The sequence below is a fragment of the Micromonospora sp. NBC_01638 genome (genome assembly GCF_045209745.1).
In the GTDB taxonomy this organism is placed as follows: Bacteria; Actinomycetota; Actinomycetes; order Mycobacteriales; family Micromonosporaceae; genus Micromonospora.
The window spans coordinates 1,948,953-1,966,896 of record NZ_CP109273.1 but is presented as its reverse complement, the minus strand read 5'-3'; the positions used below and the strand labels follow the sequence as shown (position 1 = coordinate 1,966,896).

Genomic DNA, 17,944 nt, shown 5'->3' with positions numbered 1-17,944 from the left:
GTGCTTGAATGTGGGCAAGAGCACCCGTAACGGGACGAAGATCAGGGCGTTCCCGCGCTCGGGCTGTCCGACGAGTCAGGGGTCGGTGGCGCCGCCGTGTCGAGCGGGTCCCGGTCGACCACCACCGGGCCGGCCAGTTGCACGGTGGCCGGTGCCGGGCCGGGTGGTGCGGCCAGTCGCAGAGTCCCGACCCCGGTGCGGACGCCGGTCGGCGTGCCGTCCTGGTCGTAGCAGTAGATGCCCACATCCAGCGGAGCGTTGAGTGACGCCGAGGTGGAATCCACCGAATAGCAGGTGCCGGTGAGGCCCTCGGGTGTGCTGGCCGGGGCCACCGCCAACGGTGCGCGCCGGTCGGTGAGAACGTCCAGCCAGTCGGTGAGCGGATGCTGGACCCGCGGGTCCAACCGGCGCGGGATCGCGTCGTCGCGCTCACCGAGGCGTACGCAGCTCGCCGACTCCGGACGGCCAGCCGACGGCAGGGCGCACTGGAACAGCCCGTCGGTCGTGGCGGCCAGCGAGACGTCGGCCGCGCCACCCAACGCGCCCCCCGGCACGTCGACCCGCCAACTGCCGTCGTTCGCGCTGGTGAACACGATGGTGCGGTCCGGTTGACCCGATCGGCTGTACACGTACTGCGCCACCACGTGGCGGTCCTGGGCAGCCGCGGCCAGGGCCGCCAGCTCGTCCCGCGCGGCGTCCACCTCGACCGACCCCGGATCGGCGGGCGGCGGGGTCGGTGGCTGCTCACTCGTGCAGGCGACCAGGAGCGCCGGCAGGGCGAACACGAGCGGCCCGAGTACGCGGCCGGCAGAGCGGATGAGGACGGGCACCGGCCCATTCTGGTGGGTGCGGGCGGTTGGTGGGGGCCGCCCCGTGCCAGGCTCGTCCGGCGTGTCGGACGGGGCTGTCCCCGCGTACCGCCCGACCTGGTGGGACCGACCCGGCCGGCCCCGAGTGGGCCGGATGGTGGGATCATCTGACCCGGCATCGTTACCTGCCGGATACCCTCAAGGGGTTTGACACGCGCCGCCGGCCCCGGTTCCGGCGGCGTCGGCACGCTCAGGGTCGCTGGGAGGGAGTGCACCGTCGTGGCACTCGTGGTGCAGAAGTACGGCGGGTCCTCCGTCGCCAACGCCGAGCGGATCAAGCGGGTGGCCGATCGCATCGTCGCCGCCCGCAAGGCCGGCGACGACGTGGTGGTGGTGGTCTCCGCAATGGGGGACACCACCGACGAGCTGCTCGACCTGGCCAACCAGGTCAGCCCGCTGCCGCCGGGCCGCGAGCTGGACATGCTGCTCACCGCCGGGGAGCGGATCTCCATGGCGTTGCTCGCCATGGCCATCCACAACCTGGGGTACGAAGCCCGCTCGTTCACCGGCTCGCAGGCCGGCGTGATCACCACCTCCGTGCACGGCCGCGCACGGATCATCGACGTCACCCCCGGGCGGCTCAAGGGCGCGCTCGACGAGGGGGCGGTGGTCATCGTGGCCGGCTTCCAGGGTGTCTCGCAGGACACCAAGGACGTCACCACGCTGGGCCGGGGTGGTTCGGACACCACCGCCGTGGCGCTCGCCGCCGCCCTGCACGCCGACGTCTGTGAGATCTACACCGACGTGGACGGCGTCTTCACCGCCGACCCGCGGATCGTGCCCAATGCCCGGCACATCAAATACATCACCTACGAGGAGATGCTGGAGCTGGCCGCGTGCGGCGCGAAGGTGCTGCACCTGCGTAGCGTGGAGTACGCCCGGCGGGCGGGGTTGCCGATCCACGTCCGTTCGTCATACTCGACCAACACCGGCACGATGGTCACCGGATCGATGGAGGACCTTTCCGTGGAGCAGGCACTGATCACCGGGGTCGCGCACGACCGCAGCGAGGCCAAGATCACGATCGTCGGGGTGCCCGACGAGCCGGGTGCCGCCGCGCGGATCTTCGACACGGTCGCCGGGGCCGAGATCAACCTCGACATGATCGTGCAGAACGTCTCCACCGAGGGCACCGGCCGCACGGACATCTCGTTCACCCTGCCCAAGGACGATGGCCCGACCGCGATGGCCGCGCTCAGCAAGATTCAGGAGCCGGTCAAGTTCAAGGGCCTGCTCTACGACGACCACGTTGGCAAGGTCTCGTTGATCGGCGCCGGCATGCGCTCGCACCCCGGTGTGGCCGCCGGCTTCTTCGCCGCGCTCGGAGCGGCCGGGGTCAACATCGAGATGATCTCCACCTCCGAGATCCGGGTCTCCGTGGTCTGCCGGGACACCGACCTCGACGCCGCCGTCCGCGCCATTCATGACGCGTTCGACCTGGGTGGCGACGCCGAAGCCGTGGTCTACGCGGGGACGGGTAGGTAGCGCCGATGACGGCGCTGCCCACCCTCGCCGTGGTCGGAGCAACCGGTGCCGTCGGCACCGTGATGTGTGAGCTGCTCACCGGGCGCCGCAACGTCTGGGGTGAGATCCGGCTGGTCGCCTCCGAGCGTTCGGTAGGGCGCCGGGTGCGCTGCCGGGGCGAGGAACTCGTCGTCCAGGCGCTGACTCCCGAGGCGTTCGACGGAGTCGACGTGGCGATGTTCGACGTGCCCGACGAGGTTTCCGCCGAGTGGGCGCCGATCGCCGTCGCCCGGGGCGCGATCGCGGTCGACAATTCCGGCGCGTTCCGGATGGACCGGGACGTCCCGTTGGTCGTTCCGGAGATCAACCCCGAGCAGGTCCGCAACCGGCCCCGGGGCATCATCGCGAACGCCAACTGCACCACCCTTGCGATGATCGTCGCGGTCGCGCCGCTGCACCGTGAGTACGGCCTACGGGAGTTGGTGCTCGCCTCCTACCAGGCGGTCTCCGGCGCGGGCAAGTCCGGCGTCGACATCCTGCACGACCAACTCGCCAAGGTCGCCGGCGATCGGGCGCTCGGCTCGCGGACCGGCGACGTACGGCAGGCGGTCGGCGACGACCTGGGCCCGTTCCCGGCGCCGCTGGCGCTCAACGTGGTGCCCTGGGCCGGCTTCCTGACAGACGCGGGCTGGTCATCGGAGGAGATGAAGATCCGCAACGAGTCGCGGAAGATCCTCGGCCTGCCCGACCTCAAGGTGTCCGCCACCTGCGTCCGAGTGCCGGTGGTCACCGCCCACTCGGTGGCCGTGCACGCGGTCTTCGCGACCGAGGTGGACGCAGAGGGCGCCCGCGAGGCACTGCGCAACGCACCCGGAGTGATTCTTGTCGACGATCCCGCGGCGGGCGAGTTCCCGATGCCGATCGACGCGGTCGGCACCGACCCGTCCTGGGTCGGCCGGATCCGCCGCGCCCTGGACGACCCCCGCGCCCTCGACTTCTTCGTCACCGGCGACAACCTCCGCAAGGGCGCGGCCCTCAACACGGCCCAGATCGCCGAACTCCTGGCCAAAGAGCTGAAGAGCTCCTGACCGCCCCGAGTCGAGGGGTCAGGCGGCGGAGAGGTGTACGCCGTCCCGGCCCTGGCGTTTGACCGCGTACAGGGCCTGGTCGGCTCTCCGGAGGGTGCGATCGGGTGATTCGCCCGGGCGGGGCAGTGCGACGCCCACGCTGATCGTGCGGCCGATGCGCCGGGCCGCCTCGGTCAGCCGTTCGGCGATCCGGACCGCCTCCTCGGGACGGCTCACCTCGATCACCGCGACGAACTCGTCGCCGCCGATCCGGTACAGCTCGTCGCCGTGCCGTAGCGCCCCCTCCAGCGCCCGGGCCAACCCGACCAGCACCCGGTCGCCGGCCTGGTGGCCGTACGTGTCGTTGACGGTCTTGAAGCCGTCCACGTCGATCGCCAGCAGGGCCGTACGCCCCGGGGTGGCCGCGGCGATCCGTTGCCCGAACGGGCCGGTGTGCCGCAACCCGGTCAGCGGGTCGGAGCTCGCCTGCTCGCGCAGCCGGGTCAGTGTGCGCAGCCGGTCCAGGCACGTCCAGGCCTGCCCGGCGAGGAGTTCCATCAGGCTGACCGTGGTCGGGTCCGGACGCAGTGCGTGTTCGTCGGCGACCAGCAGCACCCCGCTGGCGTCCGGCGGCCCCACCGGAACGGCGACAAGTGTGTGCACCCCCGCCCGGGTCAGCGGTCGGTAGTCCTCGGTCGGCGGGTGCCCCGCCTCGCCCAGCGTGTACCCGGCGCCGTACCGGTGTGCCCGGTCGACCATCCGGTCCAGGGCGGCCGGACCAGCCTCGGTCAGCTCGGTGCGGATCCGGGTCTCCAGCTCGCTTGGCGCCACCGGGGAGGGGCTGAGCTGGCCGGCGATCAGGAGCACCGCGGTGGAGAGGGCGGAGACCTCCCGGGCGGCGCAGGCCGCCACGCTCAGCACGTCTCCCTCGGTCGGTGCGCCGGAGAGTGCGGCGGCGTGCCGGAGCAGCTTCTCGCTGCGGCTCTCCGCCGGTGGGCCACCGAGGGCGGCGATCCGCTCGCCGAGCCGGTTGGCCAGCCGCTGTGCGGTCTCCCGCCACAGCTCCAGGTCGGTTGGCTCACTCCACTGCAGGTCGAGCACGCCGATCGGCCGGCCTGCCGGGTCCAGCACCGGCACGCACAGCTCGGCGGTCACGTCCGGGCGTACCGGTAGGTAGTCCGGGTCGACGGTGACGTCCGGTACGGCGGCGGGGGTGCCGGTGGCGTACACCCGGCCGACGATGCCGGTCCGGGCCGGCACGGTGGCGAAGACCTGCCAGGCCCCGGTCGCCGCGACGCAGCGCAGGCGGTCGTGGACCGCGAGCAGGACGGAGATGGTCGCGGTGGTGTGGCGGGAGAGCGCAGTGACCGTCGCCCGACAGGCCTCTGGCGCGCTCGACGCCATCGGCAGGCGGACGGTGACGTCACGGATGACTCGCTGATGATCCACTCGCACGTCGTTCCAGGTAGGGGAGGGGGCCGGCCGGTGCCGAGCCGCGCGATCAAGCGTACTCACGGCGGCGCGGGGCGGCCGAGCTTCGTACACACGTGCTATCCACAGCCTGTGGACGCAGCCTGTGGACGCAGCCTGTGGGCGCGTGCCCGGGGGCGCGGCGGACGCCAGCTGGCAGATCGCCCTCGCGTCACCGCCTGACCCTCCGGGCCCCAACACCACTGAGAGCGTGATGACCCTCAGGCATAAATATGCCTCAGAGTCATCACGCTCTTTCCCGTCCCGGGCCGGCGCGGCCCAGGTCACTGGGACGATCGCCGCCGGCTGATCCGGTGGACCGGCCGCCGCGGACATGATCCGCTCTGCCTGGGTCGACCGGTCGGCGTTCGGATGAGAGGGTGTCGATGCAGGCGGCCACCCCAATCGCCGCCATCCACGATCGACCCTTCCGACGGCGTCGGTCGGCGGCCCGGTCGACCCAGAGGCCGGGCACCGCACACGCCGACTCTCACGAGGAGATCCATGTCCATATCCGGGATGCGTCGGGCCGCTGTCGGTCTGACCGCGCTCGCGGTGACCGTGTTCGGTGCTGTCACCACCAGCCCTGAGCAAGCCGACGCGCAACCGAAGCCGGTCGACGTCAGCCTTTTGGCCCTCAACGACTTCCACGGCAACCTCGAACCGCCGAGCGGGTCCAACGGCACCATCGCCGGGCAGGCCGCGGGCGGCGTCGAGTTCCTGGCGGCCCACCTGGCCGAGTTGCGCGCCGCCGCCAAGAAGAAGAACACCATCACGGTCGCCGCCGGTGACCTGATCGGCGCGTCCCCGCTGCTCTCCGCGGCGTTTCACGACGAGCCGACCATCGAGGCCCTGAGCATGGCCGGCCTGGACTACGCCAGCGTCGGCAACCACGAGTTCGACGAGGGCGCCGCCGAGCTGCTGCGGATCCAGAACGGCGGCTGCCACCCGGTGGACGGCTGCGCCGACGGCACCCCGTTCCGGGGCGCCGGCTTCCAGTACCTGTCCGCGAACGCCTTCAAGACCGCGACCGGCAAGCCGCTGATGGCACCGTACGCGATCCACAAGGTGCAGGGCGTCAAGATTGGCTTCATCGGGATGACCCTGGAGGGCACCCCGCAGATCGTCAGCCAGCAGGGCGTCGCCGGCCTCAGCTTCGCCGACGAGGCGGACACCGCCAACCGGTACGCTCGCGAGCTGCGCCGCAAGGGCGTCGAGGCGATCGTCGTTCTGCTGCACGAGGGTGGCACCCAGGCGGCGACCGGCGGGATCAACGACTGCGTCGGCCTGACCGGGCCCATCGTGGACATCACCAACCGGATGGACCCGTCGATCGACGTGGTGGTCAGCGGGCACACCCATCAGGCGTACAACTGCGACATCAACGGCAAGCTGGTCACCAGTGCCAGCTCCTTCGGTCGTCTGATCACCAACATCGACCTCAAGATCGACCGTCGGTCCGGCGACGTGATCTCCGCTGCGGCGGAGAACGTCGTGGTTACCCGGGACGTGGCCAAGGACCCGAAGCAGACCGATCTGATCGACCGGTACAAGACGGTGCTCGGCCCAGTCGCCGACCGTGTTGTCGGCGAGACCACCCAGGCGATCACCCGCCGCCAGGAAACCCTCTTCGGTACGAGTCTGGGCGAATCCCCGCTGGGCAACGTGATCGCCGACGCGCAGCTAGCCGCCACCGACGACGAGCAGGGCGCGGTCGCCGCGTTCATGAACCCGGGCGGGGTTCGAGACGACCTCGACGCCGGCCCGGTCACCTACGAGGAGGCGTTCACGGTGCAGCCGTTCGCCAACAACCTGGTGACGCTGGACCTGACCGGCGCGCAGCTCTACTGCGTCCTGGAGCAGCAGTTCATTACCAACCGGACGCTGTACCCGTCGGCGACGGTGGGCTACGTGGTCGACCCGAACGGCACCACCGGCACGGTGGCCGACCCGTGCGCCGGCACCCGCGTGGTCCGGGGCAGCCTCACCTTCGGCGGCACCGCGGTCGACACCGCCGCCACCTACCGGGTGACGGTGAACAACTTCCTGGCCGGCGGCGGTGACGGCTTCAGCGCCCTCACCGGCGGAACGAACCTGGTCACCGGCCAGATCGACCTGGACGCCTTCGTGGACTACCTGACCGCCCAGTCGCCGGTCTCCGCGCCGACGCTGGACCGGATCCGCACCACCGCCGAGGTCCCCGCCGCCTGACGGCCGGCCCCGCGACGTCGGGCCCCGGAGCACCTGCTCCGGGGCCCGGCCCGTCCCACGGCACTGCTGTTCCTCACCCGCGGCCGCCAATTAGCGCCGCACTCTGCGCGCCCTGCCCCGCGCCCGCCCGCGCATCGGTCCGCCCCCGCGCCTCCCCCGCGCAAGATCGTGCTCGAACCAGGATGTAGTGGCATGGAAGCCGGCCGAGGCCACTACATACAGGATCGAGCACGATCTTGCGGGCGGCGGGCGGCGGGCGGCGGGCGGCGGGCAGTGGGCAGTGGGCGACGGGCGACGGGCGACGGGCGACGGGCAGTGGGCGACGGGCGGCGGGCAGTGGGCGGCGGGCAGTGGGCGGCGGGCGGTGCGACGTTAGGCGAGGGTGGGGGCCGGGACGGGGGACGCCGGGGCGGGTGTTGCGCGGCCGTCCTGTTCGGCACTGAGCAGCCTGCGCAGGGAGAGCGCGATCAGCGAGGCGACCAGGCAGCCGCCGACCACCGTCGCCACCCAGACCTTGCCGTCGGCGGCGCCGATGAGCGGGCCGGCGGTTACCGGGCCGATCACACCGCTGATCCCGAAGATCATCGAACTCATCGCGTTGTACCGGCCGCGTAGCTCGTCCGTGGCCAGCGCGTTGGTCAGCGCGGGCATCACCGGCGACAGCATCGTCTCGCCGAAGCCGAAGATCGCCGAGCAGGCCACCACGCACAGGGCGGCCAGCAGGGCGCTTTCACCGCTGACCAGGCCAGCCGCGCCGAGGACCAACCAGGCGGCGGCGAACACCGCCCCCACCACGGCCAACGCCCGGGTTCGGCTGCGCCCCTCGATCCGACCGATCACCAGCAGTTGCGCGAGCACGATCATCACGGTGTTGGCCGCGAGCGCCCAGGCCACCACTCGGGGGTTCACCTCGACCACCCGCACCGCGTACGCGGCGAAGCCCACCTCGATCTGCGCGTACCCGCAGGTGGTGAGGACCAGTCCGAAGATCACGAGTCGCCGGAACGGGCGGTCGCGGAGCACGGTCAGGTAGCCGCCGGGCGACGGCTCGTCGACACCTCGACGGTTGCCGAGTCGGTGGCCCACGGTGGGCAGGGTGAGCAGGATCAGCGCCGGCAGCAGGTAGGTCACCGCGTCCAGCAGGTAGATCGCCTGGAACGTGCCGGGCCGGGCGGTGTCGACGATCGCGCCGGAGGTCATGCCACCGATGCCGATACCAAGGTTGAGCAGGGCGAAGTTCAGCCCGAAGACGCGTTGCCGCTCATTGTCGTCGGTCAACGACGCGAGGATCGTGTTCTGCCCGGACCAGATCGCCGAGCCGCCGATGGCGATCACCGTCATCACCAGCAGAGCCGACCCGGTCGAGTTGACCAGCGCGAGAGAGCCGGTGCCGACCGCCTCGATCAGCAGGCAGGGCACCACCACCCGGCGGGCGCCGATCCGGTCGATCAGCGTCCCGCCCAGCGGCGACAGAGCCAGGGTGACCGCGCCGTACCAGCCGATCACGAGCCCGGCGCGGGTGTCGGTGAGCCCGCGTACGTCCGTCAGGTAGATGAACAGGAACGGCAGGGTCAGGCCGCGCCCGATCGCCGACAGCAGGGTGCCGAGGAGGATCCGGCGAGCTTCCGAACGGCGGGGCAGGGCACGACGCAGCATGTCCGGCATTCTGTTCGTCGGATGTGACATCGCGCGAACCGTTTTGGCCGCGCTCCGCCCTTGCCGGGGCGTCGGGTGACCAATCCCACGATGATCCACTTGGCTCGATCGGGATCCGTCGGTGTCCGCCGGGTCTGCGATGCTCTCCCGATGACCGGCACCTGGCGACACCTGCCCGCTACCGCCCGCGCCATCGCGGTGACCGCCACCGCAGCCGTCGCCGCCGCCCAGGCGCGCGACGGTCAGGCGTACGACGAGGCGGTCGGCGGGCTCGCCGCGGACGAGCGGTCCGGCCTGGTGCTCGGAGCGGTGGTCCGGCTGCTGCTGGAGGAGGGCCATCCCGAGGGGCTGACCGGCGACGACATTCGCCAGGTGTTGACCCGCTGCGTGCAGGGCGCGATGCGGTGGCGTTCGGACGTGGACCCGCACGTGGTGCTCGTCCTGCTGGCCGGTGCGCTGGGGGTGTACGACCCCGAGGGCGACGAGTCGCGTCCGGACGCGTCGGCCCTGGCCCGGCACGCCCCGCTGCTCGTGGCCGATCTGTTGGCGGCGACCAGCGTCCCGCTGGACGACTACCTGGCCGCCGCGTTCACCGAGATCGAGCGCACCGAACGACAGGACTGACGCGCGTCAGACCGGTTCGGCGATCCGCTGCGCCACGACCTCCAGGTACTCCGCCGGGATCCGCAGCGTGGCGTCGGTGGCCCGGTTGTGCGTACGCGCCAGCTCCACCAGGTCGGCGTGCAGCTCCGGTCGTCGCTCCTCGGGTAGCGCCTCGAACGCCTTCAACGTCGGCCCGTAGTTGGCCTGGAAGAAGTCCGTGAACTCCTCCGGTGTGCCGAAGCGGAAGACGAACTCCCGGCGTACCGCCCGCAGGTCGCCCACGGCCCCGCCGAGCAGCTCGCGGAGCCGGCCCTCGTCGCCCCACTGCACCGGCGGGCGCAGCCCCGCCGGCGGTGGCACATGCCGCCCCACCGTGCGGAACAGGTCGCCGATGAACCCCTGCGGCGTCCACGACGCCAGCGCCACCGTGCCGCCGGGCCGGCAGACCCGGACCAGCTCGGCCGCCGCCTGCTCCTGGTTCGGCGCGAACATCACGCCGACGACGGAGAGCACCGCGTCGAAGGAGCCATCGGCGTACGCCAGGCGCTCCGCGTCCCCGGTCACGAACGTGACCGGGAGCCCTTCCGCCGCGGCCCGCGCGTGGCCCCGTTCCAACAGCTCGGGTACGTAGTCGACGCCGGTCACGACGCAGCCGCAGCGGGCGGCGGCGATGGCGGCATTGCCGGAGCCGGTCGCCACGTCCAGCACCCGGGCGCCCGCCGACAGGTCGGCCGCGGTCACCAGCAACTCGGAGATCGGCTGGATGAGCGCGGCGACCGCGCCGTAGTCGCCGCTCGCCCAGGTCACCTGCTGGCGTGCCTTCACGGCGTTGAGATCGAGTGTGGTGGTCATCGGTGGTTCCCCCTTTGGACGGTTCGTTGTGCCATCGACACTAGGTGTCGCGGCACCCTCGGGGATCGGTAGAAACACCTATGTTGGCGGCACCAGGCCCTGCCGGCGGGCCGTCGCGGCCGCCTGGCCCCGGCTGGGCACCGCGAGCTTGCCCAGCACCGCCGACACGTGGTGGTCAACGGTCCGGGTGGAGAGCGACAGCCGGGCGGCGATCTCGGCGTTGCTGAGCCCGTCGGCGAGCAGCGCGAGCACCTCCCGTTGCCGCGCGGTCAGACCTGTCGGGTGCGCGGCCGTTGCCGGTCGCGGCCCCCTCGGCACCCGGGCCATGCCACGTCCGCGCAGGTCGGCCCGGACCCGTCGGGCCACGGCCACCGCACCCAGACCGTCCAGGATCCGCAGCGCTTCGCCGGCCGCCGGGCCGTCGCCGCAGGCCAGTGCCTCGACCCGGGAGTACGCGCAGCCGAGTTGCCGCCACTCGTCGGCCGCACCTGCCCAGTCGCCCTCGATCAGCCGCCGGTACGGCGACGCCAGCGCGTCGGTGTCCCCGGGCGGCTCGCCGATCCGCCACAGCCAGTACGCCAGCTCCCCGGCGAACCAGGGTTGGCCCGCCTCGACCGCGAGTTGGTACGCACGCCGTAGCTCGGCGACCGCCGGCCCCGGCTCACCGGCCAGCCAGTGCCGTTCCGCCAGCGCCGCCGCGACCGGCACCACGAACTGGAGTTCCCGGCTCTGCACCGCCCAACGTGCCGCCGTGTCCAGGTGCGTGGTCGGCTCGTCTCGGCGGGCACCGAGCCGGCCCAGCGCGACCAGGGCCGGGACGAGGCTCCCGCCGGGCTGCGCGGCGCCGGCCATCGCCCGCTCGGCGTCGGAGCGCGCGCCGGCCCAGTCACCGGTCGTCAATCGCAACCGGGCCCGGTAGCCCAGCAGGTGCCGGGCGTACCCGTCGAGGTCCCGGCTGGTGGTGAACCGCAACGCCCGGTCCAGGGCCTCGGCGGCCGGTGTGAGCCGGTGCCACTCCACCGCCATGGTGGCCATGTTGACCAACGCACGTGCCGCATGGTCATCGAGGTCGTGTGCGACGGCCAGGGCGTGCCCACGTTCCAGCTCGGTGAGGCCGGCGACGTCCCCGCCCTGAAGACGCGCCGAACCGACGTTGACCAGGGCGTGCGCCTCGGTCTCGACGTCGCCGAGCCGTCGGGCCAACTCCCGGGCCCGGTCACCCCAGTCGATGGCCCGGTGGTTGTCGTCGGCGAGCATGAGCAGCTGCGACATGTTGCTGTAGGCCATCGCCAGCTGCCGACCGGGAGGAGCAGACTCCAGCACCTGCACCGCGCGGGTTCCCGCCGTCCGCGCCGCCGGGCTGTCCCCGGTCCACCAGCACAGCCGGGAAACCCAACGCAGGTTCTCGCCGATCCGCAGCGGGTCGCCATCGGCTTCCCGCAGGGCCAGCGCGTTCCGGCGGGCGTCCAGCGCCTGCGCGGCCAGCCCGGCCAGGTACGCCGCCGTCGCGTACGCCTCCAGCAACTCTGCCCGCCTCGGTGCCGGCAGGCCCGCAGCGTGCGGAAGCGCGACGGCGTAGTGGTCCGTCGCCTGCCGGTGGGCGCCCGCGCGGCTGGCCCGCTCGGCCGCCACCGGCGCCCAGCGCAGCACGGCCGCCGGGTCGTCGGCGTGGTGCGCGTGGTGCACCAGCCGGGCTGCGTCCACGTCGGCGCGTGGTGTGAGCCGGGCCAGCACGGCGGCGTGCAGCGCCACCCGCCGCACCGGGGACAGCGACTCGCGTACCGCCCGACCCAGCAGCTCATGCCGGAACGCCACCGCGTTGCCCACCGACACCAGCACGCCCCGGTCCAGGCATTCCTGCACGGCGGCCGGCGGGTGATCGGCCAGCAAATATGGCTCGGCCCGGGAAGGGACCACCGAAACCAGGGCGGCGACCTCCCGGGCCGGTGCCGGCAGCACGGCCAGCCGGGCCAGCACCAGATCGCGTACGGTCGGCGGCACGCCCGGCCCGGTCGCGGCCAGCACCTCGGTGACCAGCAGCGGGTTGCCGCCGGTCGCCTGGTACAACCCGTCCGGAACGCGGCCGACGGCGCGGGCCAGCGCCGCGACGGCGTCGGTCGACAACGCCGGCAGCGGCAGTCGGCGGACCAGCGGACGGGGCAGGCCAGCGAGCACGGCGTGCAGTGGATGCTCCGCCCCGACCTCGTCGTCGCGCAGGGTCAGCACGAGCAGCGCCGGGTGACGGCCCAGCCGCCTCCCGAGGTACGCGATCAGGTCCAGGGTGGCCCCGTCCGCCCAGTGCGCGTCCTCCACCACCATCACCGTCCGGCGGCCGGGCCGGGTATCGGTCAGCTCGTCGAGGAGCGCGTCGAACACGGCACCTCGGCGTTCAGCCTCCGCCACCGCGTGCAGCGCGGCCAACCGGTCCGCGAGCACCCCACCCACCTGGCGGGCGACATCGTGCAGCGGGCCGAGCGCTCGCGGTGTCAGCAACGGGTCGCAGCTGCCCCAGAGCACCCTGGCCCTGGTCGTCGCGGCGAACGCGCCGACCAGGGCGGACTTGCCGGCGCCCGCCTCGCCCGCGACGAGCGCGATCGCGCCGCCGGGGGAAGCCAGCAGCCCATCCAGGGTGGCGAGCGCGTCCGCGCGCTCCAGCAGCTCCATCAAGGTCGATGCTAACCAGCGAGGCGCCCGGCCGGCGTCACCCGTGCCGGCAGTTCAGATCGGACGTGGTCACTCCTGGTTTCAGGCGTCCCTCCGGGCCCGCCGCCTGGTTCGCAAAACGCTTGAGGGCACATCCATCGATCGGATGTGCCCTCTTGCCTCTGGTCGGGGTGGCCGGATTCGAACCGACGACCTCTTCGTCCCGAACGAAGCGCGCTACCAAGCTGCGCCACACCCCGAGGCGTGCCGACAAATAGTAGCCCACCCGCCCCGATGGTCAAACTCGGTACCCCCGCCGGCCGGGCCCAGCCCGGAGCAGCCGAAGAGCGGCACAACTTCAGGGATGTAGTGGCCTCACGGCGCGCTGAGACCCTATATCCGTGAAGTTGTGCCGCTCTTGAAGCGGACCGCCAAGCGGACCGCGCCGAGCGGGGTCAGCGGGGGATGAGGGTGAGGATGCTGGCCTCCGGGGGGCAGGCGAAGCGGACCGGGGCGGTCGGGTGGGTGCCGAGGCCCGCGGAGACGTGCAGCCAGGAATCCGAGCCCGGCCACCGGTGCAGACCGCGCGCCATCGAGCGGGGCAGGCCGCAGTTGGTCACCAGCGCCCCGAAGCCCGGTACGCAGACCTGACCGCCGTGGGTGTGACCGGCCAGCAGCAGCCCGAAGCCGTCCGCGGCCATCTCGTCGAGCACCCGTGGTTCAGGGGAGTGCGTCAGCGCGATGGACAGGTCGGCCGAGGACGAGACCGCACCAGCCACGGAGGGGTAGTCGTCCCGGCCGATGTGGGGGTCGTCCACGCCGACCAGGTCGAACTGCCGACCGCCGGCCTTCAGCGTGGTCCGGGCATTGTTGAGATCCGCCCAGCCGGCGCCGGTGAGCACCTGGCGCAGCTCCTCGTAGGGCAACTCGACGCCCTCGGTGTACTCCCGGTCGGGCAGGAAATAGGTGAACGGGTTCTTGAGGACCGGCCCGGTGTAGTCGTTGGAGCCGAACACGAACGCTCCCGGGTAGTCCAGCAGCGGTTCCAGGGCCCGCAGCACTCCGGGCACCGCGCCCGGGTGCGCCATGTTGTCGCCGGTCACCACCACCAGGTCGGGGTCGAGGGCGGCAAGCGACGCCACCCAGCGCTGCTTGCGCGCCTGGTCGGGCATCATGTGCAGGTCCGACAGGTGCAGCACGCGCAGCGGCTCCGCGTCGGTCGGCAGCACCGGCACGTCGTACCGCCGCAGGGTGAACATGTTGCGCTCGATGAGCGACGCGTACGCGAGGGTGGCCGCGCCGATCGTGGCGGTTCCGGCGGCGAGCCGGAATAGTGTGCGCTTTCGCATGGCGTTCAGGGTAGTTTGACCGTCCATGAGCACGCTGAAGGACCGCCTCACTGCCGACATGCGTTCCGCGCTCAAGGCGCGCGACGAGCTGACCACCTCCACGCTGCGGATGGCCCTGGCCGCCGTCGGCACCGCCGAGGTCGCTGGCAAGGCCAAGCGCGAGCTCACCGATGACGAGGTGCTCGCGGTGCTGACCAAGGAGGCCAAGAAGCGCCGGGAGGCGGCCACCGCGTTCGGCGACGCCGGCCGCGCCGAGCAGGCCGCGAAGGAGACCGCCGAGGGTGAGGTGTTGGACCGCTACCTGCCCAAGCAGCTCTCGGACGCTGAGCTGACCGAGCTGGTGTCGGGGGCGCTCGCCGCGGGCGGCTTCGCCGGAAAGACCCAGATGGGCCCGGCGATGAAGGCGGCCCAGACCGCGGTGGCGGGCCAGGCCGAGGGTGGTCGGGTGGCCGCCGAGGTACGCCGACAGCTCGGCCTCTGACCCACTGCGATCAGCGGCGTCGAGGTCGCGGCCGAATCAGCGGCGGTAGTCGCGGCCTGCCGGTAGTCCGGACAGACGAAACGGGCGGGCACCCGGAGAGGGTGCCCGCCCGAACGTGTCGTGCTCGTCGGGTCAGCCGCCGGGGCGGCCGCCAGGTCGACCGGGCGTGTTGCCGGGCGTGCTCGGCGTGTTGCCTGGCGTGTTGCCGCCACCACTGCTGACCTGGATGGTGACCAGGCCATTCTTGATCGTGCGGCCGTCCGGGCTGGTGCCGGCCGCTTCGCCGGCCTTGCAGGACGACGGCACCTTCGCGCTGGAGACGACCGGCTCGAAGCCGGCGCCCTTGAGCCGGGACTTCGCCTGATCCACCGACACACACTTCACGTCGGGAATGCGGCGCTGGTCACCCTCGGAGATCTTCTGGCCCGGCGGCTCGAACTGGATCGACTTCTTGCCCTTCATCGCGTCCCGCAGCGTCTCCCACACCGGCGGGTTGATGCCGTCCTTCTCCTTGTGCTTCATCTTGACGTTGGTCTGCGGCCAGTCCGGGTCGGCCATGATGCCGGCGACCGCGTACTGCTTGGTCATCGCGACCAGGGCGGCGGTCTTCTCCGAGTCGGTGGTGCCGGACTTGCCGGCCACCGGCGCACCGACGTCGTTGCGCACGTTGCCGGCGGTGGCTCCCGTGCACTGGGAGGTGGACGACCGGTCACCGACCGGGCAACGGGCCGCGTCCACCGCGGCGCGGGCCACATCGGTGCTGAACCGCTTCTCGCAGCGCGGGTTGGCGATGTCCAGCTTGTTGCCCTCCGGGTCGCGGATCTCCTGGACCGGGATCGGTTCGCAGAATGTGCCGTCCGCGGCCAGGGTGGCGTAGGCATTCGCCAGATCCAGCGGGGTGGTCTGCGAGACGCCCAGGGTGAACGCGCCCCACTGGTGCGCACCCTTTTCCAGGTCCAGATCCTCCTGGGCCCGGAAGTTGATGCCCAGCCTCTTGGCGGCCTTGACCACGTTTTCCGCGCCGACCTGCTGTTGGAGTGGCACGAAGAAGGTGTTCACCGACCGGCCGAACGCGCCCCACATGTTGTGTACGCCGGCCATGCTGTCGGTCGAGTTGGTGGGGCAGTAGAAGTGGGTCCCCGGACAGGCTGCCTTGCCGGGCTGGATGATGTATTCCGACGTGAACTGTTTCTGCGCGTTGATGGAGTAGCTGAGGGGGATGCCCTTTTCCAGCGCGGCCACGATGGTGAAGATCTTGAAGGTAGAGCCGGCCTGGTAGCCGGTGATGCCGTCGCCGCCGGTGAGCAGCGGGTTGACGGTCGCCGGGTAGTTGCCCCGGATGCCCTTCTTGCTCTTTGCCGGATCGCTGGAGATCTTGTTCTTCGGGTTCTTTGGGTCGTCGAGCTTGAACTGCCGGTTGACCGCGAGCGCCCGCACCCGGCCGGTGCCCGGCTCGACCACCGCGACCATGGCGGCTTCCTTGCTGTTCTCGCTCTTGGCCTTGCGGACGGCCTTGTCCGCGCCCTTCTGCGCCTGCACGTCGATCGACGTGACGACGGTGTAGCCGCCGCTCTTGAGCCGCCGCTCCCGGTCGTACGTGGTCGAGCCGAACGTCTCCTGCTGCATCCACCAGCGGTAGAAGTAGTCGCAGAAGAAGCCCCAGCTGTTGACGTTCGCGGCGACGCAGCCGTTCGGGGTGCGCTTGTCCTTCACCACCAGCTTGACGGCCTTGGCCGCGTCGGCCTCCTGCTGGGTGATGGCCTTGATCTTGACCATGTTGTCGATGACGTAGTCGCGCCGTTCCAACGCGAGCGGGTACCCACCCTTGGTGGTCGGGTTGTTCGTCGTCGGTGCCTTGACCATGCCGGCCAGCAGCGCCGCTTCCTCGATCTTGAGCTTGCTCGGCGGCTTGCCGAAGTAGACCTGGCTGGCGGCGTAGATGCCGTACGCGCCGTTGCCGAACGCGGCGAGGTTGAGGTAGCGGGTGAGGATCTCGTCCTTGGAGAATTCCTTGTCGACCTGAAGGGCCAGCCGCATTTCCTTGAGCTTGCGGGCACTGGTGTCCTCGGTCGCCGCCACCACGTCGGCCGGGTGGGTGGCCGAGTAGGCGATGGCCAGCCGGACGAACTGCATGGTCAGCGTCGAGGCGCCCTGCCGGCTGGAGCCCTCGCTCTGGTTGTTCACGAACGCGCGGGCGACACCGTTGATGTCGACGCCGTTGTGCTTGTAGAAGTCATGGTCCTCGGCCGCGATGATCGCCTTCTGCATGAACGGCGAGATGTCGGCGAGCTTCACGTCGCGCCGGTTCTCGTCGTACATCGTCGCCAGCGGTGTCTTGCCGTCCGAGGCCAGCAGGTAGCTGATCTGCGGCGCGCGGGCCACCGTCAGCTCCTTGGGTAGGGCGCCGAATGTCTTGGCGCCGGCCTTTGCGGCCAAGCCGGACATCGCCACCGCGGGGAAGGCCGCCGCAGCGACCACCACGCCGGCCAACAGGCCACATACGAGCAGCGATGCGGCGTTGGTCAGCACATTGTGGTCACGTTTCCGCATCCAGGTCACCTCAGCAGGGTACGCGAGTAGGGAACGAGGAGCGCTGGGGCGTTCTTTCCCCATTTCCTGCGTGCGCTGCCCTCGTTGTGCTAAACGCACGACCCCCGGTGCTTGGTTGCGTGTGACCTGGCGTGAGTCTCCTCCGATTCAAGGAGGCGGCGCAGCGTTATCGCTGACCTCGGCGGGGTAACCGGCGGTCACAAGGCACGGGAAGCCGGGAAAGTCCGGAATGATGGATTTCGCCGACAACGTTGCGTAATCAGTCGACTACAGAGCATGATGGGGGCGGCGAAAGCGCCACATGTCGTCCGCGCTGCCTTGGGGAAGGCAGGCCGGGCGATCGGGGGGAAATTGCCGGCTGACGTGCATCGACGAGGTCGGTAGGTACTGCAAGGGGGGACGTGGCACATGGGCATGATCACTGACTGGCCGTCGCTGGCGGCATGTCAGAACGGGGACCCGGACGCGTTGTTCGTACAGGGTGCCGAACAGAACGTGGCGAAGCGGATCTGCCGGAGCTGCCCAGTTCGGTACGAGTGCCTGGCCGACGCGCTGGACAACCGGATCGAGTTCGGTGTGTGGGGTGGCATGACCGAACGCGAACGGCGGGCGCTGCTGCGTCGTCACCCGCAGGTGACGAGCTGGCGCAAGATGTTCGAGGCCGCGATGAACAAGAACAGCAAGGACAAGGCCGGCAAGGACAAGATCCTCGTCAGCGCGGTCAACTGA

The 17,944-nt window shown here is 71.2% G+C and carries 13 protein-coding genes and 1 tRNA gene; 6 read left to right on the top strand and 8 right to left on the bottom strand.

The features are described 5' to 3' along the window. Nucleotides 1-41 precede the first annotated feature (41 nt). A complete protein-coding gene (locus OG811_RS09265) occupies nucleotides 42-830 on the bottom strand; it encodes a hypothetical protein (protein ID WP_406073427.1) in 789 nt (262 codons plus the stop codon). A gap of 258 nt (nucleotides 831-1,088) precedes the next feature. On the opposite strand from OG811_RS09265, the gene OG811_RS09260 reads away from it, so the two are divergent. Both OG811_RS09260 and OG811_RS09255 read left to right on the top strand, forming a co-directional pair. Continuing rightward, nucleotides 1,089-2,354: an aspartate kinase gene (locus tag OG811_RS09260; protein WP_406073425.1), complete on the top strand. Its 1,266-nt coding sequence runs from the start codon at nucleotides 1,089-1,091 to the stop codon at nucleotides 2,352-2,354. Between the two features lie 5 nt (nucleotides 2,355-2,359). Continuing rightward, nucleotides 2,360-3,421 carry an aspartate-semialdehyde dehydrogenase gene (locus tag OG811_RS09255; RefSeq protein ID WP_406073423.1) on the top strand — a complete coding sequence of 354 codons (1,062 nt, stop codon included), beginning with the start codon at nucleotides 2,360-2,362 and terminating at the stop codon, nucleotides 3,419-3,421. Nucleotides 3,422-3,439: 18 nt separating this feature from the next. Here OG811_RS09255 and OG811_RS09250 read toward each other — a convergent pair whose 3' ends face one another. After that, on the bottom strand, nucleotides 3,440-4,849 hold the full coding sequence (locus OG811_RS09250; protein WP_406073421.1) for a diguanylate cyclase: 1,410 nt from the start codon (nucleotides 4,847-4,849) through the stop codon (nucleotides 3,440-3,442). Nucleotides 4,850-5,374: 525 nt separating this feature from the next. Between OG811_RS09250 and OG811_RS09245 the strand changes: the two genes are divergently transcribed. Continuing rightward, nucleotides 5,375-7,081 carry a bifunctional metallophosphatase/5'-nucleotidase gene (locus OG811_RS09245; RefSeq protein ID WP_406073420.1) on the top strand — a complete coding sequence of 569 codons (1,707 nt, stop codon included), beginning with the start codon at nucleotides 5,375-5,377 and terminating at the stop codon, nucleotides 7,079-7,081. Between the two features lie 372 nt (nucleotides 7,082-7,453). Here OG811_RS09245 and OG811_RS09240 read toward each other — a convergent pair whose 3' ends face one another. Then, entirely contained in the window at nucleotides 7,454-8,737 is a 1,284-nt protein-coding gene (locus OG811_RS09240; RefSeq protein ID WP_406073418.1) for an MFS transporter, read from the bottom strand. 150 nt (nucleotides 8,738-8,887) lie between these two features. Here OG811_RS09240 and OG811_RS09235 point away from each other — a divergent pair, with 150 nt between their 5' ends. Further along, complete coding sequence (locus tag OG811_RS09235) at nucleotides 8,888-9,361, top strand: hypothetical protein (RefSeq protein ID WP_406073417.1); 474 nt, start codon at nucleotides 8,888-8,890, stop codon at nucleotides 9,359-9,361. 6 nt (nucleotides 9,362-9,367) lie between these two features. Here OG811_RS09235 and OG811_RS09230 read toward each other — a convergent pair whose 3' ends face one another. The 4 genes from OG811_RS09230 to OG811_RS09215 form a co-directional block, all read right to left on the bottom strand. Next, entirely contained in the window at nucleotides 9,368-10,192 is an 825-nt protein-coding gene (locus OG811_RS09230) for a class I SAM-dependent methyltransferase (RefSeq protein WP_406073415.1), read from the bottom strand. A 78-nt stretch (nucleotides 10,193-10,270) separates the two neighbouring features. Continuing rightward, the gene (locus tag OG811_RS09225; RefSeq protein ID WP_406073414.1) at nucleotides 10,271-12,856 is read right to left on the bottom strand and encodes an ATP-binding protein; all 2,586 of its coding nucleotides are present in this window, start codon (nucleotides 12,854-12,856) and stop codon (nucleotides 10,271-10,273) included. A gap of 162 nt (nucleotides 12,857-13,018) precedes the next feature. Continuing rightward, nucleotides 13,019-13,095: transfer RNA gene (locus tag OG811_RS09220), tRNA-Pro, on the bottom strand. 195 nt (nucleotides 13,096-13,290) lie between these two features. Next, nucleotides 13,291-14,184 carry a metallophosphoesterase gene (locus OG811_RS09215; RefSeq protein ID WP_406073412.1) on the bottom strand — a complete coding sequence of 298 codons (894 nt, stop codon included), beginning with the start codon at nucleotides 14,182-14,184 and terminating at the stop codon, nucleotides 13,291-13,293. A 25-nt stretch (nucleotides 14,185-14,209) separates the two neighbouring features. Between OG811_RS09215 and OG811_RS09210 the strand changes: the two genes are divergently transcribed. After that, the gene (locus OG811_RS09210; protein WP_406073410.1) at nucleotides 14,210-14,665 is read left to right on the top strand and encodes a GatB/YqeY domain-containing protein; all 456 of its coding nucleotides are present in this window, start codon (nucleotides 14,210-14,212) and stop codon (nucleotides 14,663-14,665) included. Nucleotides 14,666-14,797: 132 nt separating this feature from the next. Here the strand turns inward: OG811_RS09210 and OG811_RS09205 are convergent, their stop codons facing one another. Further along, nucleotides 14,798-17,215: a transglycosylase domain-containing protein gene (locus OG811_RS09205; protein WP_406073408.1), complete on the bottom strand. Its 2,418-nt coding sequence runs from the start codon at nucleotides 17,213-17,215 to the stop codon at nucleotides 14,798-14,800. A 408-nt stretch (nucleotides 17,216-17,623) separates the two neighbouring features. On the opposite strand from OG811_RS09205, the gene OG811_RS09200 reads away from it, so the two are divergent. After that, a complete protein-coding gene (locus OG811_RS09200) occupies nucleotides 17,624-17,944 on the top strand; it encodes a WhiB family transcriptional regulator (protein WP_406073406.1) in 321 nt (106 codons plus the stop codon).

What these genes read in the sequence shown, in the direction of transcription:
- OG811_RS09255 (WP_406073423.1), top strand. Translation starts at nt 2,360, where the DNA reads ATGACGGCGCTGCCCACCCTCGCCGTGGTCGGAGCAACCGGTGCCGTC.
- OG811_RS09245 (WP_406073420.1), top strand. Translation starts at nt 5,375, where the DNA reads ATGTCCATATCCGGGATGCGTCGGGCCGCTGTCGGTCTGACCGCGCTC.
- OG811_RS09240 (WP_406073418.1), bottom strand. Translation starts at nt 8,737, where the DNA reads ATGCTGCGTCGTGCCCTGCCCCGCCGTTCGGAAGCTCGCCGGATCCTC.
- OG811_RS09235 (WP_406073417.1), top strand. Translation starts at nt 8,888, where the DNA reads ATGACCGGCACCTGGCGACACCTGCCCGCTACCGCCCGCGCCATCGCG.
- OG811_RS09230 (WP_406073415.1), bottom strand. Translation starts at nt 10,192, where the DNA reads ATGACCACCACACTCGATCTCAACGCCGTGAAGGCACGCCAGCAGGTG.
- OG811_RS09225 (WP_406073414.1), bottom strand. Translation starts at nt 12,856, where the DNA reads ATGGAGCTGCTGGAGCGCGCGGACGCGCTCGCCACCCTGGATGGGCTG.
- OG811_RS09215 (WP_406073412.1), bottom strand. Translation starts at nt 14,184, where the DNA reads ATGCGAAAGCGCACACTATTCCGGCTCGCCGCCGGAACCGCCACGATC.
- OG811_RS09210 (WP_406073410.1), top strand. Translation starts at nt 14,210, where the DNA reads ATGAGCACGCTGAAGGACCGCCTCACTGCCGACATGCGTTCCGCGCTC.
- OG811_RS09205 (WP_406073408.1), bottom strand. Translation starts at nt 17,215, where the DNA reads ATGCGGAAACGTGACCACAATGTGCTGACCAACGCCGCATCGCTGCTC.
- OG811_RS09200 (WP_406073406.1), top strand. Translation starts at nt 17,624, where the DNA reads ATGGGCATGATCACTGACTGGCCGTCGCTGGCGGCATGTCAGAACGGG.